The sequence below is a fragment of the Candidatus Villigracilis affinis genome, from assembly GCF_016705895.1.
GTDB classification, from domain to species: domain Bacteria; phylum Chloroflexota; class Anaerolineae; order Anaerolineales; family Villigracilaceae; genus Villigracilis; species Villigracilis affinis.
The window spans coordinates 88,699-113,895 of sequence record NZ_JADJKT010000037.1 but is presented as its reverse complement, the minus strand read 5'-3'; the positions used below and the strand labels follow the sequence as shown (position 1 = coordinate 113,895).

General features: G+C 51.0%; 22 protein-coding genes and 1 pseudogene. 10 read left to right on the top strand and 13 right to left on the bottom strand.

Annotated features, from left to right (window positions below; genetic code table 11):
• Window positions 1–12: 12 nt before the first annotated feature.
• From IPI86_RS19330 to thrC, 5 genes and pseudogenes are all read right to left on the bottom strand, one after another.
• Window positions 13–1,632, bottom strand: a complete 1,620-nt coding sequence (locus IPI86_RS19330; RefSeq protein WP_345299655.1) for an ABC transporter ATP-binding protein — start codon at window positions 1,630–1,632, stop codon at window positions 13–15.
• Between the two features lie 117 nt (window positions 1,633–1,749).
• Window positions 1,750–1,914: a YqaE/Pmp3 family membrane protein gene (locus tag IPI86_RS19325; protein ID WP_345299654.1), complete on the bottom strand. Its 165-nt coding sequence runs from the start codon at window positions 1,912–1,914 to the stop codon at window positions 1,750–1,752.
• A 69-nt stretch (window positions 1,915–1,983) separates the two neighbouring features.
• Window positions 1,984–3,192 carry an ATP-binding protein gene (locus IPI86_RS19320; protein ID WP_345299653.1) on the bottom strand — a complete coding sequence of 403 codons (1,209 nt, stop codon included), beginning with the start codon at window positions 3,190–3,192 and terminating at the stop codon, window positions 1,984–1,986.
• Window positions 3,193–3,284: 92 nt separating this feature from the next.
• Window positions 3,285–4,289 (bottom strand): response regulator receiver protein, encoded by a 1,005-nt coding sequence (locus IPI86_RS19315; protein WP_345299652.1) that lies wholly within the window; start codon window positions 4,287–4,289, stop codon window positions 3,285–3,287.
• A gap of 89 nt (window positions 4,290–4,378) precedes the next feature.
• Window positions 4,379–5,414 (bottom strand): annotated as a pseudogene (thrC, locus tag IPI86_RS19310) (threonine synthase).
• Between the two features lie 97 nt (window positions 5,415–5,511).
• On the opposite strand from thrC, the gene thrB reads away from it, so the two are divergent.
• On the top strand, window positions 5,512–6,396 hold the full coding sequence (thrB, locus tag IPI86_RS19305) for a homoserine kinase (RefSeq protein ID WP_345299651.1): 885 nt from the start codon (window positions 5,512–5,514) through the stop codon (window positions 6,394–6,396).
• Between the two features lie 42 nt (window positions 6,397–6,438).
• Here the strand turns inward: thrB and IPI86_RS19300 are convergent, their stop codons facing one another.
• The 7 genes from IPI86_RS19300 to IPI86_RS19270 all read right to left on the bottom strand — a co-directional run bounded on the left by IPI86_RS19300 (window position 6,439) and on the right by IPI86_RS19270 (window position 14,583).
• Window positions 6,439–7,287, bottom strand: coding sequence for a TerC family protein (locus tag IPI86_RS19300; protein ID WP_345299650.1), 849 nt, complete (start codon window positions 7,285–7,287; stop codon window positions 6,439–6,441).
• 101 nt (window positions 7,288–7,388) lie between these two features.
• Complete coding sequence (locus IPI86_RS19295; RefSeq protein ID WP_345299649.1) at window positions 7,389–7,715, bottom strand: SCP2 sterol-binding domain-containing protein; 327 nt, start codon at window positions 7,713–7,715, stop codon at window positions 7,389–7,391.
• Window positions 7,716–7,796: 81 nt separating this feature from the next.
• Window positions 7,797–8,981: an acetyl-CoA C-acyltransferase gene (locus IPI86_RS19290; protein WP_345299648.1), complete on the bottom strand. Its 1,185-nt coding sequence runs from the start codon at window positions 8,979–8,981 to the stop codon at window positions 7,797–7,799.
• A gap of 78 nt (window positions 8,982–9,059) precedes the next feature.
• Entirely contained in the window at window positions 9,060–11,471 is a 2,412-nt protein-coding gene (locus IPI86_RS19285; protein ID WP_345299647.1) for a 3-hydroxyacyl-CoA dehydrogenase/enoyl-CoA hydratase family protein, read from the bottom strand.
• Between the two features lie 47 nt (window positions 11,472–11,518).
• Window positions 11,519–12,778 (bottom strand): acyl-CoA dehydrogenase family protein, encoded by a 1,260-nt coding sequence (locus tag IPI86_RS19280; RefSeq protein WP_345299646.1) that lies wholly within the window; start codon window positions 12,776–12,778, stop codon window positions 11,519–11,521.
• 80 nt (window positions 12,779–12,858) lie between these two features.
• Window positions 12,859–13,947 (bottom strand): acyl-CoA dehydrogenase family protein, encoded by a 1,089-nt coding sequence (locus tag IPI86_RS19275; protein ID WP_345299645.1) that lies wholly within the window; start codon window positions 13,945–13,947, stop codon window positions 12,859–12,861.
• A 75-nt stretch (window positions 13,948–14,022) separates the two neighbouring features.
• Window positions 14,023–14,583, bottom strand: coding sequence for a TetR/AcrR family transcriptional regulator (locus IPI86_RS19270; protein ID WP_345299644.1), 561 nt, complete (start codon window positions 14,581–14,583; stop codon window positions 14,023–14,025).
• 137 nt (window positions 14,584–14,720) lie between these two features.
• Between IPI86_RS19270 and IPI86_RS19265 the strand changes: the two genes are divergently transcribed.
• The 9 genes from IPI86_RS19265 (at window position 14,721) to IPI86_RS19225 (ending at window position 23,013) form a co-directional block, all read left to right on the top strand.
• The gene (locus tag IPI86_RS19265; RefSeq protein ID WP_345299643.1) at window positions 14,721–15,452 is read left to right on the top strand and encodes a LysM peptidoglycan-binding domain-containing protein; all 732 of its coding nucleotides are present in this window, start codon (window positions 14,721–14,723) and stop codon (window positions 15,450–15,452) included.
• Between the two features lie 110 nt (window positions 15,453–15,562).
• Window positions 15,563–18,742 carry an Npt1/Npt2 family nucleotide transporter gene (locus tag IPI86_RS19260; protein ID WP_345299642.1) on the top strand — a complete coding sequence of 1,060 codons (3,180 nt, stop codon included), beginning with the start codon at window positions 15,563–15,565 and terminating at the stop codon, window positions 18,740–18,742.
• A gap of 17 nt (window positions 18,743–18,759) precedes the next feature.
• On the top strand, window positions 18,760–19,386 hold the full coding sequence (locus tag IPI86_RS19255; protein ID WP_345299641.1) for a GNAT family N-acetyltransferase: 627 nt from the start codon (window positions 18,760–18,762) through the stop codon (window positions 19,384–19,386).
• Window positions 19,387–19,431: 45 nt separating this feature from the next.
• A complete protein-coding gene (locus tag IPI86_RS19250; RefSeq protein ID WP_345299640.1) occupies window positions 19,432–19,893 on the top strand; it encodes a hypothetical protein in 462 nt (153 codons plus the stop codon).
• Window positions 19,894–19,928: 35 nt separating this feature from the next.
• Entirely contained in the window at window positions 19,929–20,285 is a 357-nt protein-coding gene (locus IPI86_RS19245) for a YtxH domain-containing protein (protein ID WP_345299639.1), read from the top strand.
• A 55-nt stretch (window positions 20,286–20,340) separates the two neighbouring features.
• A complete protein-coding gene (locus IPI86_RS19240; protein ID WP_345299638.1) occupies window positions 20,341–20,958 on the top strand; it encodes a methyltransferase domain-containing protein in 618 nt (205 codons plus the stop codon).
• Between the two features lie 57 nt (window positions 20,959–21,015).
• On the top strand, window positions 21,016–21,528 hold the full coding sequence (locus IPI86_RS19235) for a hypothetical protein (RefSeq protein ID WP_345299637.1): 513 nt from the start codon (window positions 21,016–21,018) through the stop codon (window positions 21,526–21,528).
• Window positions 21,529–21,582: 54 nt separating this feature from the next.
• Window positions 21,583–22,221 carry a hemolysin III family protein gene (locus IPI86_RS19230; RefSeq protein WP_345299636.1) on the top strand — a complete coding sequence of 213 codons (639 nt, stop codon included), beginning with the start codon at window positions 21,583–21,585 and terminating at the stop codon, window positions 22,219–22,221.
• Window positions 22,222–22,257: 36 nt separating this feature from the next.
• On the top strand, window positions 22,258–23,013 hold the full coding sequence (locus IPI86_RS19225) for a DUF4013 domain-containing protein (RefSeq protein ID WP_345299635.1): 756 nt from the start codon (window positions 22,258–22,260) through the stop codon (window positions 23,011–23,013).
• Between the two features lie 110 nt (window positions 23,014–23,123).
• Here IPI86_RS19225 and IPI86_RS19220 read toward each other — a convergent pair whose 3' ends face one another.
• Window positions 23,124–25,154: a fused MFS/spermidine synthase gene (locus IPI86_RS19220; RefSeq protein WP_345299634.1), complete on the bottom strand. Its 2,031-nt coding sequence runs from the start codon at window positions 25,152–25,154 to the stop codon at window positions 23,124–23,126.
• Window positions 25,155–25,197: the final 43 nt, after the last annotated feature.

Sequence of the window (25,197 nt, the reverse complement as noted above, 5' to 3'; positions counted from 1 at the left end):
ACTTCTCTCCTTTTAGATATGCGCCAATGCCTCGGCTCGCATAAAGCGGCCTGTCGTGCTGAATCGCTTGAGGTTGAGATCCAGCAGCGAGGTCGGTATGAGGCGGTTGGCCCTGAGTCGATCGAAGTCGCGGAGCACATCCTGCGGTTTTCCATCCGCAACGAGCTGGCCATCGTTCACCATGAGGACACGGTTTGCATAGATCACCGCAAGGTCCACATCGTGAGTGATGAATATGATGGCCTCAAAGACAGGCATTTTCAAAATTGAATCCATGAAGTTCATGTAATTCTGATAATCCTGCCCGGCGGTGGGTTCATCCATCACCAGAATTTTGGATTGCATTGCAAGGATGGCCGCAATGCTCACGCGCTTCTGCTGGCCGAATGAAAGTGCCAGCGGCGGGTCGTTCTCTTTTTCAGACAAGTTTACGATCTTAAGCGCCTCTTTCACCTCCTGTTCAATTTGGTCCTTCGGGTGTTTCATATTCGTTGGGCCAAATGCCAGTTCTTCACGAACTGTCGGCGCGAACAACATATGGCTCGGACTTTGAAACACGTATCCCAACATGCTGGCGATCTCGGCAACACTCGCCTCACGCGTATCACGACCATTGACCAGCACGCTGCCGGACTTCGGCTTAAGCAGGCCAATGGCATGTTTCACAAAAGTGGTTTTGCCTGCACCATTCGGGCCAAGCACCGCGATCACATCACCGCGGTTGATCTCGAGATTGATGCCATGCAGAACTTCACGCTCGGCTTCGTACCCAAACGCAACATCCTTGAATTTGACAAGCGCTTCGCCATCTGGACCTTTACCTGCTCCAGGAAGCGGACTAAGCACCAACGGGGCAGGGTCATGCTTCGCGCGATCTATAATGTCTTGCGCGGGCAATTTCACCTCGCGATAATTCACTACTTTAGATAACCCCGCCACATCGCCAAGGTAACGTACCTGTCCTTCACTCATGAACATGACGCGTTCCGGGTGGATGCGCAGCACATCCTCTACGCGGTGCTCCACCATCAGCACCGACAACCCTTGATCGGCAAGTGTGCGCACGGCATCGAGTGTATCCTGCGCAGAGGCAGGGTCTAGGCTGGCAAGCGGTTCATCCAAAAGCAGGATCGAGGGGCGCATGGCAAGCACGCCCGCCAACGCCACCTTCTGCTTCTCACCGCCCGACAAATTGAAAGTTTCCCTGTTACGCAGGTGTGTGATCTTTAAAAAGTTCAGGGCTTCATCCACGCGTTGATAAATTTCCTCGCGCGGCATGCCCAGATTTTCAAGCCCAAAGGCCACTTCGTTGACAACTTTCGTCCCCAAGATCTGGCGTTCCGGATCCTGCAAAACGGTGCCGATCTTTTGCGAGATTTGCGAAAGCTTCCAGTCTTTCACTTCCTCGCCAAAAACCAGGATCTTCCCACTCACATCCCCTTTGTAAGAGCGTGGGATCAATCCATTAATACAGCGCACAAGTGTGGTTTTGCCGCAGCCACTGGCTCCAGCGATCAGCAAAATTTCCCCGGGCTTTACTTCAAATGAAATATTGTCGATGGCCGCGCCCTGACGGTCACGGTAACGGAAGGATAGATCGTCTACAACAAGAGGGCTTGGCAATGAAGTCATGCCATTATTATCAGTTGCTCAAAGAAGCCTGTCAAGTAGGACATTCACCAGTCTAGAATCAAAAATGCCCTGCGAAATATTCATCTCACAGGGCATTTTTTCAGGCTTGGAAATTAGTTACATCAAAACAACGTACAAGGCATGGAGAAGACCCGGTACGCCGCCTAAAATGGTCAACACAACGTTGAGCCAAAAGGTGTTATCGATCTTACCGGTTTTCATATAAACAGCTAAAGGCGGAATGAAAAAGCAAACGATCACCTGCAAAATCTTGTTATCCATCTGACACTCTCCTCTAAATTGGGATATGGTTAACTGACATTTACATTATACAGCGCAAATACCACAAAGTCACTCCACAATCACCTTTGGGAGAATTATTTTAAACGTGGTGCCTTTTCCCACTTCCGAAGTTAACCTGATTTCGCCTTTCATCGCGTTCTTCACCAAATTATGGACAATCGTCAGCCCCAATCCACTTCCACCGACGGAACGGCCTGTGGTGAAAAACGGTTCGAATATCCGCGTTTGATGCTCCCGCGCAATTCCTTTTCCGTAATCAGTCACGCTCAGGCGATAATGTGTATCGTTTTCCAATTCGATCTTCACATCCACAGAACCGCTGCTGCCATTGGGATAGGCGTAGCGTTCAATATTCGTCAACAGGTTGATCAGGATCTGCGAAAGGAAGCCGCGATAGCCTGTCCACCTTTTCTGGTTGGGACTCAGTTTATCGTGGAATTTCACCTGAATCTGATTCCGCTTCAGGCTGACCATCACCAAATCAACCGTCTCTTTAATGGCTTCGGAAATATCGAAGGTATCCTTTTCGTCCATCAACTGGCTGACCGATACCTTTTTGAAATCCTGCACCAGCCGATGAGCACGCTCCACATTGCGACGCATCAATTCAAGTGATTCGGCAATGTCCGCTGCGCGTTGGGTGGTGATTTCCTTTGGCTCGGCCAGTTCACGCGCCATGATGCTGACTGCCGTGTTGATCACGCCAAGGGGCGTATTGATCTCGTGCGCCACACCAGCCACCAGTTGAGTCAGAGCGCGTTGTTTTTCCACTTCCATTTGCGCTTCGATCGTACGCCGTGAAAGAGTCTCCTTGAATTCACGGTCATTCGCTGCCCGCGTTTGTTCGCTCAACACAGAGAATACTTCGATAATCTCTTCGGGGTCTGATTTGGCGATGATATTAAGCATCATCTTACGGTCGATCACGAGGAACTCGGCATTCTTCGTCACGGTCACAGTAGCCTGACGGGGCTCCTTGCTCAGCATGGCCAGCTCGCCAAAAACCTGATGCGCGGATAATTGCCCAACACTGATGATTCCCCCAGCACTGTCCTCGCGTTCGATTTTCACCGCACCCTTGAGGATCAAATACATCGTGGCTGAACGATCTCCCTGCCGAAATACAACCTCACCCGCCTTGCAGGCAACCTTCGGCGCATTCCTTGCGATCTCTTCCAATTGGTCTTTGGAAAAGGAAGCAAAGAACGAAAATTGTCTCAACACTTCAGGGTCAAGCGCAGATTTTTTTCCAGCCATTTTGCAGAGCCTTCATAAAACAAGCGGACGCATAACTCACCAATGCTAAGCGCTGCGTCCGCTTGAATTTATATCCTCATAAGCGGGTTAACTTATTTTTTCTTCTTTGCTGTCTTTTTTACAGCTTTTTTGGCAGCCTTGGCAACTACTTTCCTGGCAACCTTCTTCACAGGTTTCTTTACCACCTTTTGGGCAGCAGGCTTGGCGGCACTCTTTTTCGTAACGGTCTTGGCCGCCTTCTTTTCTTCATCGGTGATCTTCTTCCACAGAGTGGAAAACACCAAACCGCTCTTAAAAGTTAACTCAAGCAGCAAACGCGGCATGATCATGGAAGACTCGCCCACATAGGCATAATCTGCAGTCGTTTTTGTTTTTGCGGTCTTCACCAAAATATTGCCCATTTCATCCATGGCCAGCTTGTGGCCTTCGGCTGTTTCAATGACGGGCTTCAAGGCGTTCAAACGGTCATACAGCGGCTTGATCTGAGTGGGATAGTCACTTACGATAACGTTTCGGTCAAAGATGAAGCCTGTCACACCCTCACCTTCCTGAGGACCAGGTTCACCGAACCAGCCAATACCATTCTCCAAAAAGTCTTTGCGGGAACCTGAGTGCTTGACAATATTATTTGTCGATTCTTCAGTCATCAGCGCATACCAACTGGTAAACCATTGTCGCACGCCACTCTTTACCAGTGTGTACAACTTCTGCTCACTCAATTCCACTTTGGTGAAATACCCTGATATATCGTAGTTGTCGATTACCGAACGCTCGGGCGCAACACCGGGCTGCCCCGTACGGATGAACAACTGCACCGAATGTCCGTTTGCCTCCTCGCGAATATATTTGCACAACTCAAGGCCAGCCTGGTCGTTTTCCATCACAACATCAACAAGAGCTACCGCCACGATCGGTTCTGTGGAACCCTGCAAAGCCAGCGGGCCTTTGAGCATTTCAATCGCCTCCGCCTTGCTTGCAGCCGTATGGATCTTCACAGGCAGGCCATACACCTTCACATCACGCAAAGCCAGCTTGGTTACAGCAAGGACGTCAGGTTCGTCATCAACTACAAGAATATTCCACTCATTAAAAAACATATTTGGCTCCTTTTGGTGTCTTGGAATTAATCAGCACAAATCGGTCTTATTATATGAACACCTGCCGACCCACGAATAGTACACCGGTACTACGCGCCTACTGCGCTGATCAACGCATCGTAATCCGCTGAGATCACCTTGGGGGATTTGAACGATTCAGTGATGACCGACGGATCTTTCATCCCGTGCCCGGTACAAACCACTACGACTCTTTTGCCTCTCGCTTCAAACTTCCCGACAGCTGATTCTGCCAACAAGCCAGCCAGCCCCGCAGCAGATGCCGGCTCGACCCAAACCCCTTCCGCCGCCAATATCTTCTGGGTGGAAAGAATCTGCTCATCTGAAACAGCGATGATCCTGCCATTGGATTCTTCCGCCGCCTGCAAAGCCTGCTCCCCGCGCGCGGGCTTGCCTATACGAATCGCCGTGGCGATTGTCTCTGGTTTTTCGACGGGATGCCCCAGTACAAGTGGAGCCGCACCTGCCGCCTGCACACCCAAGCACCTGCGGCAATCCTTTTTGATATTGTTTGAAACCTGCCCAATATGAGGTGATATTCCCCGCATTGCCAACAGGCAGGCACAGCCAATCGGGTGCCGAGCCGAGATCGTCACAAATTTCAAAAGCGGCAGTCTTTTGTCCCTCAATGCGAAACGGATTGATCGAATTGACCAAAGCAATAGGTGTCTTCTGTGTAATTTCCACTACAAGGGTCAGAGCATCATCAAATGAGCCTTGAATTTGGATGACCTCTGCCCCATAGGCAATGGCCCCAGCCAGTTTTCCAACCGCCACCTTGCCTTCTGGGATCAACACAATGGAACGCAGTCCCGCACGGGCCGCATACGCAGCGGCTGACGCGGCTGTATTCCCCGTGGAAGCACAGATGACGGTTTGTGCGCCGCGGCCCACGGCTTCACTGATGGCAGCAGTCATGCCGCGGTCTTTGAATGACCCAGTGGGATTCAAACCTTCGAATTTGATAAACAATTCACAGCCAAGTTCCCCACTCAAACGCGGCATGGGAATTAAGGGCGTATTCCCTTCGAGCAGGGAAATATTCTTTGTGTGGGCGGGTAAATCGAGATACTGCCCGTAGCGATGGATCAAGCCTTGATAGGTCATAGCAACTCCAGGTTAAGTGATGACGCGATTATACCTATCGTCGCCGAAAATTACGAAAAAACGCAATTTTCAGCGACAGATATTATATAATGTCCGCATGATAAAAATCCGAGTCCCCGCCACCTCTGCCAATTTAGGCCCAGGCTTTGATTGTCTGGGCCTCGCCTTGAATGTCTGGAATGAGATTTCCTTCGAACCCGCTGAAAAGTTGTCCTATCATGTTACGGGCGAAGGCGCGGAAAAGCTAAACAAAGGCACGCGCAATTTACTAACCAAGGCGTACGCACTCTTGTATGAAACCTGCGGTCAAAAAATGGCCAACGCAGAAATCTGCGCTCATAATGACATCCTAATGAGCAGCGGACTTGGCTCGAGCGCGGCAGCCATTGTGGCGGGACTGTTCGGCGCGAATGAAATGTTAGGCAAACCGCTCAATGAAATGAATCTTTTAAAGCTTGCTACAGAAATGGAAGGCCACCCTGATAATGTTGCTCCTGCCCTACTGGGCGGATTGGTCGTTTCGGTGATGGCCCGTGATGAGATCATCACACGGCGATATGAAGTCCCCGAATTGACCGTAGTGATCGTAAAGCCGATCATGGAATGGCTGACAAAAACTGCCCGCGCTGTTTTGCCGAAATCCATCTCGCGCACGGATGCGATCCACAATATTGGGCGTGCCACTCTGGTCGTTGATGCATTGCGCGAGGGCGACCTTAATCTGCTCCAAAAAGTAATGGATGACCGCATTCATCAGCCGTACCGCTTAAGACATATCTCAGGCGGCTTGGCAGCTTACAAGACAGCCAAACAGTTCGGTGCGGCAGCGCTTTCAGGGGCGGGACCCTCGATTATCAACTTTGTTCCACCTGAGAATGCAATACAGGCGAGACAGGAGATCGCGCAAATCTTTCACGAACGTGGAATTGAAACAAGAGAAATAATAACGAAGCCATCCATCCTGGGTGTTCACAAGATATAAAAACTGCCGACCAGACTTGGTCGGCAGTTTTCTTTTACCGTTTTATTTCTTCTTAGTTTTGGGCTTTGATTTTGTCTTTTTTGCCGGGCTTACCTTCGCTGTAACTCCTGCGGATTGAAGTTCCAATACATCCGTGGCGTACGGCGTGCGCAAATTAACAGGCTCCACAGGAGTACCTCGGACACGAAGATTGATCATTTCCACCATCACCGAGAAACCCATCGCGAAGTAAACGTATCCCTTTGGAATGTGCTGGTGCAGGCCTTCCACAATGAGGGTGAAGCCGATCAGCAGAAGGAAACTCAAGGCAAGAATCTTGATGGTAGGGTGCTTTTCTACAAATCCACCAAGAGGCCCGGCAATGAATACCATCACGAGTGCAGCGATGATCACCGCAGCAATCATGATCTCAATATGATCCACCATACCCACCGCAGTGATTACTGAGTCCAGGGAAAAGACAATATCCAGCAACATGATCTGGATGATCACGCTGGCGAAGGTTGCAGCAACCTTCGCGGAAGCATGGCCTTCCTTGCCTTCCAGCTTGTCATGGATCTCATGAGTGCTCTTCCATAATAGGAAGATACCGCCAATAATGAGAATCAGGTCACGTCCTGAAATACCGATCTCTTCCCCACCCAGCCACGGGATATAAAAGAAAGGTTCTTCCAGGCTGATGATCCAGGAAAGCGAGGCAAGCAGCAAAATACGGGTAACTACGGCAAGAAGAATACCCGTTGTACGCGCACGTTGTTGGTCTTGCACGGGAAGCTTTCCGGCAAGGATGGAAATAAAGATCACATTATCCACGCCCAGCACTAATTCCAGTGCGATCAGCGTGACAAATGCAATCCATGTTTCGGGGGAAGAAATCCAGCTAAAATCCACGGCTAATACTCCTGAAAAAAGATTGCTTTGATTTTAATGGCAATTTGGTAATTTGAGTATATAAAAACTCGAAGGCGTTTGGCCTCCGAGTTTTTATATTTTTACTTGAGCTTGAACATCTGGGTCAGTTTCATCGCCAGATTCAGGTCGCCTGCGAGTTTCAATTTACCGCCCATAAATGCCTGCATGCCATCAAGTTCACCAGTGAATATCTTAACGTAATCGGCAGAATCGGCAGTGAGGGTCATCTTGGGGGAAGCATGCGTGCCTTTTTCGACAGCGACTTTGTCGTCTTTGATGACAGCGTACCATTCGCCAGGTTCTGCACCCGTAAACTTGAATTGAATGACGGCATCCAAGCCAGCGGCTTTTTCAGGAATAAAAGCACCAGGCATTTTGGACATGAGGGTTTCGATTGTAAGAGCCATTTTTAGGTTTCCTTTTGTGTTTAGAAAAATTACCAATTCCTATTTACCAATAACCAGTAAATAGGAATTGGAGATTGATATTTATTGAAGATTCTCAAAGATCGCCGCCGCGCCCATACCGCCGCCAATACACATCGTGACCATACCATACTTCGATTTGCGGCGGCCCATTTCATAGATGAGCTGGGTCGTGAGCTTGGAGCCTGTGCAGCCGAGCGGATGCCCAAGCGCGATCGCACCGCCATTGACATTGACCTTCTCGGGGTCAATTTCGAGGGTCTGCATGACAGCCAGAGACTGAGCGGCAAAGGCTTCGTTCAACTCGAACAAGTCGATATCATTCAGAGAAAGACCAGCCAACTTCACGGCTTTGGGGATCGCGGCAATGGGACCAATTCCCATCAATTCCGGCGGGACGCCGCCAACCGCAAACGAAACGAATCTCACCAAAGGTTTGAGTCCCAGCTCGTTTGCCTTCTCAGCAGACATGACCATCACAGCCGAAGCGCCATCAGACATTTGGGAGGAATTCCCTGCCGTGACGACACCACCCTCCTTAAAGGCAGGCTTGAGTTTGGCGAGCCCATCCAGGGTCGAGTCGCCGCGCGGACCTTCATCCCGCTTTACAGTGAAGGATCTTTTTACAACCCTGCCATCCACATATTCACCAACTTCCACATCCAGCGGAATCAACTCGGGGTCAAAGAGTCCAGACTCAACGGCTCTGGCAGCCTTCTGATTACTTTTGAGGGCAAACTCATCCTGCTGTTCGCGGGTAATTCCATACTTGACTGAAACATTTTCAGCGGTCAGACCCATGTTGGTGTAATACTGCGGCAGATCCTGTGCAAACTGCGGATTGGGTGAGAATTTATAACCCATCATCGGCACCATTGACATGGACTCCACGCCGCCGCCAATGCCAATTTCAATCTGCCCGGCCTGAATGGCATTCGCCACATGCGCAATGGACTGCACACCCGAAGAGCAATAGCGATTGATGGTCTCCGCAGGGACAGTATCAGGCAGACCAGCGCGAATGGCAATCGTACGCGCCACGTTCATACCTTGCTCACCTTCAGGGAAGGCACAGCCCAGCACCACGTCTTCGATTTGAGCAGGGTCAAGATTTGGCGTGCGGTTGAGCAATTCTTTGATCACCGCCGCACCCATTTCATCGGGACGAACCGTCGCCATTCCTCCGCGCTTGGCCTTGCCAACAGGAGTACGGACGGCGCTAACGATTACAGCTTCTCGTGATGTCATAAGATTATCTCCTTTGTTATCAGTTGAAAAGTCCGCAAGTTACAGGTTTAAGGGTTAACTTTCAAACCTGCCAACCTTTCAACTTACTAACATTAATTCCTTAACGGTTTTCCACTTTGCAAGATCGACCACATTCTCGCCTGGGTCTTTTCTTCGCCGCACAACGATAAAAAGGCTTCGCGTTCGAGGTCGAGAATATATTGCTCTGAAACCCATGTCGGCTTGGTGATGTCGCCGCCAGGCAATGATGTGCGCGAGCTTTGTGGCAATATGCGAGTCGTATTCCGTAATGTAGTGACCTTCCTTGAATGCCCATGCGCCGATCTTCATGGCGCCAAACATATCACGGCCTGCCGCGTAAATCAACTCAGGCGCGGGGGCGCGATATCCAGACGCGACCAGATGCAGGACTTCTTTCTTCGCTTCGGTTAGCAGATGATCGCGATTCGCAATCACACGATCCTGCGGATTCAAAATTCCCATGCCGCGTGCTTCCTCTGCGGATGTAGCCACCTTCGCCTGACCGATCTGCAAAAACGCCTTTTGAATGAACGGGAACGGTTCTGCGCCATCCACCTTCATGATCGGGTTGATAATGCGGCGCATGTATTCCTTTGTGCCTGCGCCCGCAGGGATAACCCCCGCGCCAAGTTCAACCAAACCGATATAGGTCTCAGCCGCTGCCACAACGCGCGAAGCATGCATGGTCACTTCACACCCGCCGCCGAGCGCGAGTCCCGCGGGAGCCACCACCACAGGCTTGGGAGAATAGCGCATCCGCATATTCATGCTCTGCAAACGGCGAATCGCACCATCCAATTGATCCCACATCCCTTGCTGAGCCGCAACCACAACCATGAACAAATTCGCGCCCGCGCTGAAGTTATCGCCTTCATTACCAACCACAAGGCCATCGAATTCATTTTCAAGTCTATCCAATGCCTCAGATGTGATTGCAAAAATATCATCATCGAGCGCATTCATCTTGGTGTGGAATTCCACCAGTGCAACGCCATCACCGACATCATACAGCGACGCGCCGGCATTCTTGCTGATTTCCTTCTTCGTGCTGCGCAAATCCTTCAGGAACACAAACCCTTCAGGCTGCTTCAATTTGGCATATTTCTTTTTCACAACATCGTACACGCCAACAACATTTGCGCCTTTGTATTGATAGAAAGTCTCCACGCCAGCCTTCAACATTTCATCCACCCACTTCGCCGGCGCGTATCCTTCCTTCTTCATCTGCTTGACTGTCTCTTGTACGCCGAGCATATCCCAAATTTCAAACGGACCTGCTTCGTGCATGAAGCCCCAACGGACGGCATCGTCAATCGGCTTAACCGTATCTGCGACTTCGGGGATGATCGTGGATACATACTGGAAGCTTTGATAAGTCAACGCCTTGACCAGTTTCGCCGCCTTGTCATCCGCATCCAACATGACCTTGAGCCTGTCACCCAAACCCTCGACATCTTTCGCCGCTTTGACAGAGTCAAAACGCGGCTTGCCCGCAGGGACATGTTCCAGCGTGTTCAAGTCGAGGGAATAAAATTGCTTCTTTCCTTCGGCATCACGCACTTCCTTGTAGAAACCGACTTTGGTTTTATTGCCAAGCCACTTGCGCTCAAGCAACGTATCCATCAATTTGCGCGGTTTCTCGGCAGCGAGATATTTCTGCCCGAGTTTGTCGTGCGGAATCAAGGGCGCAAGATTCTTGCCCACGTGATCCCAAACATCCACGCCGACCAAATCTATCAGCCTGAATGTTGCCGTTTTTGGCCGACCCATTATCGGTCCGGTGAGAGCGTCCACTTCGTCCACGCTGTAATCGTTGTTGAGGATGAAGTCCAGCGCAAAGGCTCCCGTTCCAAAAGCAACGCGATTCCCGATGAAGTTCGGCGTATCTTTGCAAAGCACCACACCCTTGCCAAGACGATATTCGCCAAAGCGCGCCATCGCTTCAACAACATCCTTTGATGTATCGGCGGTCGGGATGATTTCAAGCAGTTTCAAATAACGCGGCGGATTGAAAAAGTGCATGCCGAGAAAATGTTTCTTGAATTCCTTCGAGCGGCCTTCCGCGATGGAATAAACCGGAATGCCCGAGGTGTTCGTGGCAACAATCGCATTCGGCTTGCGGATTTCATCGATGCGAACCATCAAGTCCTGTTTGATCTTGAGGTTCTCAACAATCACTTCGAGGATCCAATCTGCTTCGGCTACTACGCCGAAATCATCTTCGAGATTGCCGAGTGTGACAAGAGTCTTTAATTCATCAGACATCAAATTGGCGGGTCGGGCTTTGATACAACGATCCCAGCCTTCGTTCACAATCTTATTGCGCGCAGCTTTATTATCCGCAGGCGCATCCTTTGGGACAATATCGAGCAGTGTGACCGGCACACCAATATTAGCAAGATGCGCCGCGATCGCCGCACCCATTGTTCCTGAGCCGATGATGACAGCTTTGTTGATGTTGTAATTCATAGGTTCTTCTCCTGTAGGGACACAGCGGCGCCGTGTCCCTACAACAATTATCTCAACTCCGCGCCCGAATAACCCAAAATCTGACGCGCAACGACCATGCGGTTGATCTGCCCGGTGCCTTCATAAATATCGGTGATCTTCGCATCGCGGAACCATTTCTCAAGCAGGAATTCGCGGCTGTAACCGAGCGGACCTAAAATCTCAACAGCTTTCTGCGTGACCTTCGTGGTCACATCGCCAGCCTTGACCTTGCTCATCGAAGACTCAAGCGCATTGGGTTTCTTATTATCAGCCATCCAAACCGCTTTCAAAACCATCAGCCATGCCGAGCGAACTTGAATATCCATGTCAATCACATCGCGCTCGATGGAGGTTAACTTATTGCGAGGCAATCCATAGCGGATCTCGACGCCGTTTTCCTTTAATTTTTCTTTTAGGAATTCGAGCGCGGCTCTTGCCACGCCGAGGCCTGATGCCGCTACGAGAGGCCTTGTCGCATCGAAAGTTGCCATGGCACCCTTGAAGCCTGTCGTGGTCTTTTCCACTGTCGGGCTGCCGAGGACGTTTTCAAAAGGCACACGCGCATCCACCAAAGAGATGGAAGCTGTATCACTGGCGCGGATGCCGAGCTTATGTTCGAGTTTGGTGATCTTCACGCCGGGTGTGCCGCTTTCAACCACAAAAGCTCGCATGCCCGAACGCCCCGCAGACGGGTCAATGCTTGCCCAGACCACGATAAAACCTTTGCCGAGTTTTTCATATTCAGTGAAAGACTTATCGCCGCCTGTGACAAAGATCTTTTCGCCGTTGATAATCCATTCCTTTGTGGCTTCATCTAGAATAGCGCGGGCGCGAATGGCGGAAGTATCGGAACCAGCGCCAGGCTCGGTCATACACATCGCCGCGTAGGTTGGTTTGTCGTCGTTGAAGCGGGCCAGGAATTTGGCTTTCTGTTCAGGGGTGCCTGCCGCCTGAACTGCCGCTGCGCCAAGGCCGCCGCCGGGCGTAATCAGGTAATAGCCCACATCGCCCCACGCAAGCATTTCGATCTGCGCCGCGAGTTTTTGATACCCGAGCGGCGGACGTTTCTCCGCACCTTCCTTCGGTTTATCTTCCGTTACGGTCAGACCGCCACCTCCGCCCATCGAACGCATGGCAGTGTGCATGAATTCCACGTAATCCCAGGGAATGGCATGTTCGTTTTCGTCAAATTCGCGCGAGGTACTGCGCATCATATTTTCAGCAACCGTTTGCAACATGACCTGCATTTGCAAAATAGGCTTGGGGGTTTCGAAATCAATGGTCATGATTTTCTCCTTGTGAAACTCTCTCTTGTCTTTCTTCTTTCGTCGTTTACAAGTCAGGAAGAAAAAAGGGGAAAGAAATCTTAGATGATGACAAGTCCTAACAGCGACGCAAACCCGCGGCCATTGCGCAGAAGCAACTCGACAGGATTCTCACGAATATAGCCATGTCCACCGTAGATCTGCACGCCGCGATCCGTAACCATCATTGCCATGTCAGCAGCACCTGCCTGAGCGAGGTAGGCAGTGGTGTGGGCATCGTCTTTGTTGTTGTCGAGCTTCCAGGCAGCTTCCCAGGTCAGCAAGCGGATGGCTTCCATCTCGGTTGCCATTTCTGCAAGGAAGAAGGCGATGGCTTGCTTTTGCGCGATCTTCACACCGAAGGCTTCACGTTCCTTTGCGTAATTCCTGGCATATTCAAAGGAGGAGCGTGCTACGCCCACCGCTGCCGAGGCGGAGGCAATGCGCATCGCAGACAGGATCAACTCAAAGTTATGTCCTGAAGCGCCGCCGAGTCGGCTGGCGGCTACATTCTCCAGTTTGACACGATACATCGGCAGGGCATTCAATCCCATTAACTTTTCGCGTTCTTCTGAAATGGACAGTCCAGCAGTTCCTTTTGTAACGATGAAGCCTTGTGTAATGCCATCAAGGCTGGCATAGACCAACATGGCTTCAGTGTCTTTGGCAAATGGAACAAAAATCTTTTCGCCATTAAGAACATATGTATCGCCATCGGCTTTGGCAGTGGTTTTGAGCGCGTTGGGATCGAAATCGAAACTCATTTCCATGAGCGCGGCAGTGTAGGGAGCCCAATCGCCGCCAATGATCTTCGGAAGATATTGCTGTTTCTGTTCTTCGCTGCCACCAAGCAAAATGGGTGTGGCAAAAAGTGATGGCGTAAGCACAGCCAGCGCGCCTGCAAGATCACCGAAGGCCATCTCTTCAAGCGCAAGCACCCCCGTGACCGCGCTGCGTTCACCGAAGCCGCCATACGCTTCAGGTGTGGACGCCTGCAAAAAGCCGAGTTCCCACCCTTTGTTGACAAGTTTCTTCGGCAACTCGCGACTTTCTTCAGCGTCGTGCGCCGCAGGGCGCAGGTCATTTGAAGCATACTTCCCCACCGCATCGATCAACATTTGTTGTTCTTCATTTGGTTCGAACGAATACATGTGTCTTCTCTCCTTTTTGGACGATGAACGATAAACCGTGGACGATGGTCAGTTGACCATCGTCCACGGTCGGGTTTACCTCAACATCCCCTTCAAAACAAAATCGGAATAATCATCAGCGATCTGCTCGATGGATTTACCGCCATCGGGGTGATACCACGTAAGCGTCCAATTCATCACACCCATCAAGGCGCGGACAGCCAAACCAGTATCTTTCAGATCAAATACCTTCGATTTCACCCCCTCATTAATCACATCCCGCCATAGCGCCTCAAACGTATCACGTTGAGGGACATGGCGGGAATGAGACTTCTTATCCAGCGAACGGTGTTCAAAAAGCAGAACAGCGGTCAGGTCTGTATTTTCGGAAAGCGCGGAAAGATATCCGCGGATCATTTGCCTGAGCTTTTGGTCGGCAGGAACAGCCTGGGCGGCGATGGAGGCAATGTGGTCAGTCAGCATGATCAGGGCGCGGTCGAGAAGCGCAAGCAAGATCTCCTGTTTGGACTTGACGTGATGATACAGGCTGGCCTTTTGCACATCAAGCGCGCTGGCGATGTCGGACATGGACGCGCCATGGAAGCCTTTCTGACGAAAGACCTGCGCGGCGGCATCCAGAATGTCATCTCGGGTCATTGCATCTCCTTCCCTACCGAACGGTAGGTAGGGAAAGTTTACCGCTCCCTTTTTCAAGAGTCAAGGGAAAATTGGGAACTTTTTTTGGGGGATTTCCGTCAAATCCATATCGAACCATTTTATTAAAGAGGTGAATCATGTACTACAAAAAACTTACACAAATCATAGTCCTTCTTGCCGTGCTTGTCTCTGCACTGGGTTTTGCGGGAAGTGCATCCGCATACTCGTGCGGAACCAGTTACACAGTTCAAAGCGGTGACACCTTGGGCAGCATTGCGCTGGCCTGCGGAACCTCCGTTGCCGCACTCACGCTTGCCAACCCCAAAGCCGACCCGTATATTTTCGTCGGACAAATGCTGGTCCTGCCTGGCGCATATTGGGACAACGGTAACGGGTATGCCACATACGTCGTTTCACGCGGTGATACTCTGAAGTCACTGGCCACCCGTTTCGGCACAAGCATGGACGTGCTGGCTTCGCTCAACGGCATTTACAACTACAACCTGATCTACGAAGGCCAACGCATGACCGTACCCAGCGGAAACGCAGTCCCCGTCCCGCCGCCCGCCGCAGGTGGAACCTACACCATCCAACAGGGCGACACCCTGCGCAAGATCGCAGCACGCATCAATGCGACCGTCAACGACATCCTGCTGGTCAACCCCCAGATCACCGACGCAAACTTGATCTACGTCGGACAGGTCATCAGCCTGCCAGCCAGCGCTTCCTACTACACCGTTCAATCGGGTGACACATTGAAAAAGATCGCAGCCCGCTTCGGCACCACACTAGACGCGCTCATTGCACTCAACCCGCAGATCATAGACATCAACAAGATCTACGTTGGTCAAGTCATTCGACTTTGGTAATCAAAATTGAGCCCACACAAAAGTCCCACGGGAATATCCTGTGGGACTTTTGTGTTCCATAAGTGCATGGACGGGATATATTCCCGCTGGTAAACTTCGCCAACCTCTTTATGATTTCCCGCATCCTCGCCGCGCTCAACATTCGGGAAGGTGAAGCACGAACCGCCTTTATGATGCTCGCCCAATATTTTTTCATGGGCGCAGCAATGCTGTTCGTTCAATCGGCTTCGTTTGCCCTGTTCTTTACAGCCTGGGACGCCACCGCAATGCCATATATTTACCTTGGCATTGCGGTGATTGTTTCATCCATCACTGCGCTGTTCCTGAAAATATCAGAACGCACCTCGCTTGCGCAATTCCTGGTGCTCTCTGTACTTTTCCTCCTGTTTGGCACTGTCGCCTTGCGGATCGGGCTTGCTGTCACGGCCTCAAAATGGCTGATGCTCATTTTGCCGATCTGGTCGCAAACGCTGGTCAATATTTCCGTCACTGCGTTTTGGACTCTGGCAGGATACCTCTTCGATGTTCGGCAAGGCAAGCGTATCTTCGGGTTAATGAATGCAGGCTCATGGCTCGCCTATGTGATCATGGGGCCGTTCACTACACCGCTGGTCAAAGCCATCGGCACTGAGAATCTGTACATCGTCGTCGCACTATGTGTGCTGGTTTCATTTATCCTGCAGCAAATCACGCTGAAAAAAAATCCACGCACGTATGCAAAACCTGAAAGTTCCGAAGGTGAAACGCAAAAAACACCCATCCTGCATTACCTGCGCAACAAATACATTTTTCTCATCTTTGCGCTCATTACGACCTGGCGCGTTTCATATTTCATCCTGGATAACATTTTTTATGACCGTGCCGCATTGAGATATCCATCCACTGCCGAATTAGCGGGATTCATCGGCGGATTCTTTGGATTGGTGGGATTGCTCGGATTCATCACCGATATGTTTTTGACAGGGCGGATCATCTCCCGCTTTGGCCTGCGTGCCGGTCTATTGGCAACTCCAGCGCTGACAGTGTTATGCACCGCAGCCCTGGCTGTGACAGGCATCATCAACCCAAATCTCATCCTACTCCTTTTCTGGCTGGCAGTGGCAGGGAAATTTGCCAATGAAGGCGTTGGCTTCTCGCTCGACCAAACCGCCTCCGCCCTGTTGTATCAACCCATCGCTGAAAATGACCGCATCCGTGCTCAAACCATCACAGAAGGAATCGTCCAGCCGCTTGCCATCGGCCTCGCAGGCGCATTGCTTCTGCTTTTCAACACCATCCTGAAATTCAACGCGATCCAGCTTTCGTTCGTGTATCTCCTCTCAGGCGCGATCTGGATCATTATCTGCCTCGCCCTGATCCGCGCCTACCCTAATGCACTGACCGAAGCCCTGCACAAGCACCGCTTCGGCGATAAGGGCATTCCGCTTGCCGACCTTGTCAGTAAGGAGATCGTCGTCAATGCGTTGAAAAGCCCGCATCCCAACGAGGCGCTCTACGCCCTCGAATTGCTCGAAAAAAGCGGAAGTGAAAACTTTGTCGAGATCCTCACCGCACAACTCTCTTCACCGTACCCTGAGGTGCGAATTTATGCGGCAAAAAGTATCGAACGGTTAAATATTGTCGAAGCCTTGCCAGAGATCTCAACCTTGGTCAAAAGAGATGCCATTCCCAACGTCCGTCAGGCGGCGGCCTGCACATGGTCGGCCCTCACAGTAGACACAAGTACCGCATCGAAATTATTGATCAGCAAAGACCCCAGTACTTTGCGCGGTACGGTAATCGGACTTCTGCGAACACGTAACACAGGCGAAGTACCGGAAGCATTTCAACACTTAAATCTGTTGACTCAATCAAAAAGCCCTCAAGAGCGGACCGAGGCTGCATACCTACTTGCTGAAATCTCGAACCCCCAATTATACGAAGTGCTGCTCCCGCTTTTACAGGACGAATCCATTGAGGTTAAAAAATCTGCGCTACGTGCCGCTGCAAAGACGCGCCACCCAGCCATTTATCCATTGGTGATCATTGCGCTTGCTTCGCCGCAAACCCGCAGCCTCGCGTTCAACGCATTGGTGGCAGGGAAAGAGATTGCCCTGCCTGAGATCATCAAGAGCATCAAAGATGAAACCCTGCATCGCCGCATCCATTTGAGGCTGGTCCGCGCCTGCTCACATATCAAAGGCGATGCCATTCACGCCCTCGAAAGCTGGATCAATCATCACAATGTCAATCTGCGTTCAAGGGTACTTACCGCCCTGCACGATTGCAGGTACAAGCCCGAGGGGCGATCAATGCAACTTGTGCAGGAACAGGTTGAGGTTGAGTTAAGACGCGCAGCATGGTTGTTATCCTGCCTGAGCGATTTACAGCAATCTAAAAAAACAGAACCCATCATCCGTGCATTCAATGATGACCTGATTGACACACGTGATCGGCTATTTCTCCTGTTCGGATTCGTCTATGGCTCGCGCGCGGTACATCGGGCACGGGCTGCAATCACACATCAGGATGTGAATCGTACAGCGTATGCCATCGAAGTGATGGACGCGACGCTTTTGCAAGCGCATAAAACCGCGTTCATTCCCCTGCTGGAAAACTTCCCCGCCGCAGAACGATTGCAAAAAATGGGCGCGCGTTTCAAACAGGAAAATCCGCGCGCAGGGCGGATCATTGACATTCTCACCAATCGACTCGCCCATGAAAACCCGTGGCTGGTTGCAAATGCCATCGAGATCGCGCGCGAACTGGGAATCACGGAGAGCAAAGAGATCATTGAATCGCTGGCGGCTTCAAAAGAGTCGTTGATCGTCCGCATTGCGAAGCAGAAGAAAACGGAGAAAAATATGCTGTCCACCATTGAACGAGTCATTATTCTGAAGTCGCTGCGCATGTTCGCAGATACACCCGATGAAGCCCTCGCCGAATTAGCCGACCTGTTGCAAGAGATGGACGTTTTGCCCGGTGAGACTGTCATCAAGGAAGGCGAAACGGGTGAAAGCCTGTACATCATCGTGGATGGAAAAGTGGAAGTGGTGGACGATAACCGTGTATTGAATCAACTTGGTGCGCGGGCCGTTTTCGGTGAACTTTCGCTGCTTGATTCTTCGCCGCGCTCCGCCACAGTCCGCGCTTTGGAGGAGACCTCGCTCCTGCGTCTCGACCAGACTCCTTTCTACGAAATAATGAGCGATTATGTGGAAGTGGCAATGGGCACGATCCACATGCTCACACGCAATCTACGTGCCCGCACGGGTGACGTACTCGAACTCAGCCGCATCCTTGGTCAGTGATTCAAAAGGAAAATATCATGCCCAATTCCTTTTCCATCCGCCCCGCAACACAGGCCGATATCTCCGCGCTCTCGCGGCTGGTGATTCAACTTTACGCCGCCGAATTACCCGGTGCGCTGACAGGTCCCATTGACGGGCAGGAAGCCCTCTTCCGTTTCACGTTGGAAGCAAATGGCGAAAGCGCGTTGAAAAATCGCTACGTTTTGTGCGGCAAAAATGGAGATATCCTCGGCACTGGTATGATCCAATTCAGCGATGAACCAACCTTCGAACGTGCTCCCGACGGAACTGTTTCCAGGGCATTTCGCCTATTGGGCATGCCCGCGACCCTGAAACTGTTTGCAACCGTGGCGCGGAGCCTGATCGGCGCGCAAAAGCATGGAGACACAGACAGTGCCCTCATCCACAGCGTTGTCGTAGATGAAATCCTGCGCGGAAAAGGTGTCGGGGTGCAATTGATGACACATCTCGAAGAAAAGATTCGCGAGCACGGAGTCAAAAGGTCGCGCATCCAAGTCCTCGAAGACAATATAGCCGCAGTCCCATTCTATAAGAAGTTGGGCTACAAGCAGATCTGGAAATCGCCATGGTGGGTCTCCATACTCTCATGGAGCAGCCTGGAAATGGAAAAGGAGCTCACATAACGCGATTGGCTTTTTTTCAAATCCTGAATCTGCTATAATAAAAACATGGCAACGCCCAACCCCACCGAACAACCGACTCCCCCCTCGTTAACTCCTGAACAATTGGCTGAAATACGCGAACAGGAACGCAAGCAAAAGCAAATGATGGCTGGCATCATCGCCATTATCGTTTTGCTGGTAGCTCTGCTTGGCGTGGCGATCTACTTCCTGCTTCAGCCCAATACCCCCACAGACAAGATTCGCGATGTGTTCATTATCGTCGTGGCGCTTGAAACACTGGTCATCGGTGTGGCACTGGTCGTTCTTATCGTCCAGTTGGCCAGCCTCATCAACCTGCTACAAAACGAAGTACGCCCCATTCTGAACGCCACCAGCGAAGCCGTCAACACCCTGCGCGGCACGGCGGAATTCCTCGGTGAAAATGTCGTGGAGCCTGTCATCAAACTAAATGGCTATCTGGCTGGCTTAAAGCGTATGTTAGAATTAATGGGCATCAAGCCCAAATAAACAAATAACTAACCATTCAACAAAGGAGTATTCCCATGTCTGACCGTGATGAATTTGGAGCTTTTCTCGTAGGTTTCGTGGTTGGCGGCCTTACCGGTGCCGTCGTCGCATTACTTTTCGCCCCGCAATCCGGCGAAGAAACCCGTGCCTTGATCAAGGACAAATCGATTGAACTGCGCGATAAGGCGCAGATGACTGCTGAAGAAGCATACGCCCGCGCCGAACAACTCGCTGCCGATGCCCGCACCCGCGCCGAAGAACTGACCAAGGAAGCCCGCACCCGCGCAACTGAACTGGCCAGCGAAGTCCGCGAACGCGGCAAAGGCGCCCTCGATGCCGTTCGCAGCAAGGCTGGCAGAAAGAGCGACGGAAGCGAAGCCGCCGCAGGCTAAAATACCCATAAAGATAAAAAGGGTTTGACTTCGCGGTCAAGCCCTTTTTTTATCCATGCTGATCCGAACCTTCATGCGGGTGTTCTTTCACCTGCTCTATCACCCGTTTGCATTTACCTACGACCTTGTCGCTGCGGTCGTTTCTTTTGGGCAATGGAAAAACTGGGGACAGAGCATTCTCCCGTTTATCGATGGGACTCGCATCCTTGAGTTGGGTCATGGCCCCGGTCATTTGCAGCGCTTCCTTCTGGACCTGAAACTTGATCCCGTTGCAATAGACGAATCAGCGCAGATGGGAAGGCTCGCCCAAAAACGCATTGGCCTATCCCACAAATTGACTCGCGGGTTGGCGCAAACTCTGCCGTTTGCAAACGAATCATTCGATTGCGCCATCTCCACATTTCCAACCGAATACATATTCGACCTGCGCACACTGGCAGAAATCAAACGTGTTCTCAAACCTGGCGGCAGGCTGGTGGTTTTGCCGGCAGCATTTCCATCGAATCAATTCTTGAAGTGGCTGTACAAGGTCACCGGCGAAAGTCCGCAGGCATTGGATGACGCCTTGAAGAAACGCCTGATCGCTCCCTTTACCCAGGCTGGCTTTCTAACCAACGTGCAGATCAAGGATGTAAAATCCAATCGTTTAGTGATCCTCATTGCACAGATATAAGAGCTGACACCCAGTTTCACATCCCATCTTTAGAAGTAATCAGAAAGGAATCCGCAAATGGAAAATGAGCAACAGCAAGTCCTTAGAAAAGAAGCGTTGGGAAATAACGCAATCCGCTTTATTGGCATCCTGTGTTTTCTGTTCACCCTTCTATCCTGCGCAGGCGCCGTGACGCTCGACCTTATCGGAAAAAAAGCCATCGGCAAAGTATCGAATGCAGCGATTAACTGCCCTCCAGGGAAAACCTGCTGGACAGGAAAAATAGACTTCACGACCGATAAAGGCGAACAAATAACGTTCTACCCCATGACCGCCCCCATGCTGTTCGACTTTGATCCGTTCCTCAGCGGCAGGTCGTATGAGGAATACGGAAATTATCAAGTGAGATATTTCGCACCCTTTCCAAAATTCGCAAAGGTCAAACTGGTCTATTTCCTCGAGTACAGTTCACAAGTACTGGGCTGCTGCTTTGGAGCCTTCATGCTTCTGATCGCATCCGCCTTTTCCACAAAGCCAGGCAAGGAACGCAAACCCTTGGTGATCGACCTGAGCAAATTCAGAAACAAATAAATTATTCTGCGTCGAATTCAAGTAAAATCAGCCAAATAAAACTGGAGAAAGCCCATGTTGAAAAAATTACGTGAACCCGTCAATAGTCTTACCCACTGGGGTGGAGCTATCCTCGCCCTGGTGGGGCTGATTGCCCTGCTCATCGTTGGCTGGAGCACTCCCGCCAAGATCATTTCGCTCACCATTTACGGAGTCAGTCTGATCGCCATGTTTTCGGCGAGCGCCACTTATCACATGGTACGCGTAAAAGACAAGGCACTGGAGATCTTTCGCAAAATCGACCACGCGGCTATTTTCTTTTTGATCGCGGGCACATACACACCGTTTTGCATAAACGCCTTCACAGGTTTTTGGAAGTGGGGCATGATGGGTATTGTCTGGTCGCTGGCGCTGATCGGTATCGTGGTAAAGATCTTTTACGTCCGCTCACCGCGCTGGTTGAATGCAGGCATTTATGTGCTCATGGGCTGGATCAGCGTCATCGCGGGAGGCCAAATGCTCGCCGCCCTGCCGACCTGGGTTTTCGTTTGGCTGATCATCGGCGGCGTGGTTTACACGCTGGGCGCAGTGGTATACGCCACAAAGATGTTCAACTTTGTTCCAGGTGTCTTTGGCTTTCATGAAGTCTGGCATATTTTCGTTTTGCTGGCTGCTGCCGCACATTTTGTCGCAGTGATGGGTGTGGCTCTGTAAACCTGCCACAAAAAATATCATCAGGAGAAATTGACTATGTTTTTGGGTATTGACTTGAAAGAGATCTTCATGTTCCAATTCAAGGATGCGGAGGCGCGCAAGTACTTTCTGGTGGGATGTCTTGTTGCGGTTGCCGCATTCTTCATCCCCATTCTGCCGTATCTCGTGCTATTTGGTTATGCAGCGCGGATCGCGAAACAGATCATGAACAACGAAGCGCCACGCATGATCGCCTGGGATGACTGGGGCGGCATGGCCAAGGACGGCTTGAAAGTGTTTGGCATTCGCATGGTCCTCGTTTCCCCGATCCTGATCCTGCTTATCCCGTTCATCCTTGTGATGACGGTATTCCCGATCGTAATGAGCACGACCAACAGTTCAGATGCGGAAGCGCTGATTCCAATATTCTCCCTGCTCATTTTTGGCGGGATCTGTTGTATCGTCCCGCTTTCGATTCCGCTCAGCCTCATCATCCCCGGTGCGGAAATGCACGTCATCGAAAAAGATGATTTTATGGCGGGGCTCCGATTCAAGGAATGGTGGCCCATCTTCCGCGCCAACCTGAGCGGATTCATCGCCGCCCTCGCGATCATCTACGTGGCATCCATGGTTCTAACGCTGGTGATCCAGATCCTCGGGGCTACGATCATCCTCGCCTGTCTCATGTTCATCCTCATCCCTGCGATGACGATCTACCTGACGGTGCTCATGTTCGTTTTGAGCGCACAGGCTTATAAGGTCGGCAAAGAGAAAGCGGCTCAACTCGAAATTGCCCCAGCAGTGACAGAATAAACTCTATTTGCAAATATCCTTCGTCTCTTCCGCGAAGGGATGAAGAAAACAAATTAAACGAGGTGGATGTTGACATTGAATCAACATCCACCTCGTTTTTCATTAGAAAGCTATTTCAAGATCTGAAATAAATTGCTGTAATCATCCGTCCAGGGTACGATATCGGCCGTGTAGAATTCAAAATCGGTTGCATGTGACTTGATTGCAGGGATATCCAAAAGCGCTGGGTCGCGCGCCAGCAACACCCACTCAGACGGAAAGCCATTGCCACCTGCAGAAGCGGGCCTGTTTATCTGAACCATCGTCAATCCGTATTGTTGAGCCACGCCCCAAAGAATCGGGCGCAAATCCAGATGACGATTTGAAATATGGGCGGCGATCACACCATCGGATGCGAGATGCTCAAGGTACAAGGTGAAGGCTTCCTTTGTGACCAAATGAACGGGGACCGAATCACTGCTAAAGGTATCCAAAACAAGCACATCGAAATTCTGAGGCTGGCCACTGTTCAACTCTAGTTCGAGGGAGATTCGCGCATCCCCCATGACTGTGACGATTTCGGCTTTACTGTCACTCAAAAATGAGAAATATCCCCCCATGCCTTCAGCCAATTGCACAACGGCTGGGTTGATCTCATAAAACCGATAGCGATCCCCATTTTCTCCATAGGTGGCCAGTGTTCCCACACCCAGACCCAGCACACCCACACGCAGATTGTGTCCACGGCGGGGATGGTTGAGAAGGAGCAGCCCTATGCCGCTGTCTTCCACATAATACGTTGTCGGACGCGTGCGATCATCGAGATACTGCACGCCGTGTACGGTCATACCATGGATCATGGAAATGGCTTTCTGGTCCCATTCGCGCACACGGATCACCCCATAGAAATTCCGCTCGACGAAAAGCGCGTTCTCAAATCGATTCAGGCCAAGAGACAAAAGCAGAACCCCGACCAAAAATGAAAATCCCATCACCCGCGTTTGAAGTTTCAGATTCGACGAGATGCGCGGCAACAACAGCACGACCAGAAAGACCATCGTTATCAGCCACGAGAGATAGAATTCCCAATATCCTGTGAAAATAAAAGGTGCAGCCAGATTCACAAAAATTCCGCCCGCTGCCCCACCCAGAGAAACCATCAAATAGAAACTGGTTAAATGCCCAGCCTGTGGGCGCAGGCGATATAACTCGCCATGACAGATCATGCAGCCAAGGAACAGAAGCAGGTTGTAGACCGCGATCTGAATAAGCACGTTCAGCGATTCCGCGTTTGCCAGCACCCAAAGCATGGCAATGGATGTCAGGCTGAATAGCAAGGCATATAAACGCCGTTCATACCAGCGCGAATCAGAAAAAGCGAGAATGAACGAAAGCAAATAAATGGCAAGCGGCAGAATCCACAAAAACGGAATCACGGCCACTTCCTGCGAAACTTGATTGGTCACAGACAGCAGAAAAAGTGAAGCGGTTCCGCTGAGCAGGATCCAAAGCATGCGCAGCGCAGACGTGGGCTTTTCTGTCGTTGAAACCTGCAGAATTCCACCCTCGTTGCGGGCGCGATAACTCAAAATCCCAGCCACCACGGCAAAGAACACAAATCCGCCAGACCAGCCCCAGCCCTGCCACAATAACGTGGACGCAGGCTCGATCAAAACAGGGTACACCAGCAGCCCAAGCAGCGAGCCCACATTTGATAATGCATATAAACGCGCGTAAGACCTCTCAGGGAAGATGCGACTGTACCATGCCTGCATCAAGGGTCCATTGGCTGCGAGCACAAAATAAGGCAACCCAACGGAGGCTGTCAGGATGAGAAAAACTTCAAGTACAGGAAACTTCGACGCCGCAGGATATATGTCAGCGGGTGGAGTGATCGGGGACGGCCACACAAGCCCGAGCGTCGTCAGAACCGCGATCGTCATCCCCAGCAATGCGACATGGACCCATCCCTGCTTCGGACGTGTGACGAGCCAATAGGCATAAGCATATCCACCTGTAAGAAGCACCTGAAAAAATAACATTGCCGTGGACCATACTGCAGGCGTGCCGCCAAACCACGGTAAAATTAATTTGCCGATCATTGGCTGGATCTGAAATAATAAAAATGCGGATAGAAAAATACTCAAGGAAAATAAGATCATACTGCCTCCGCGTTCAATTTTATTCAATATCGATTAAAACGGG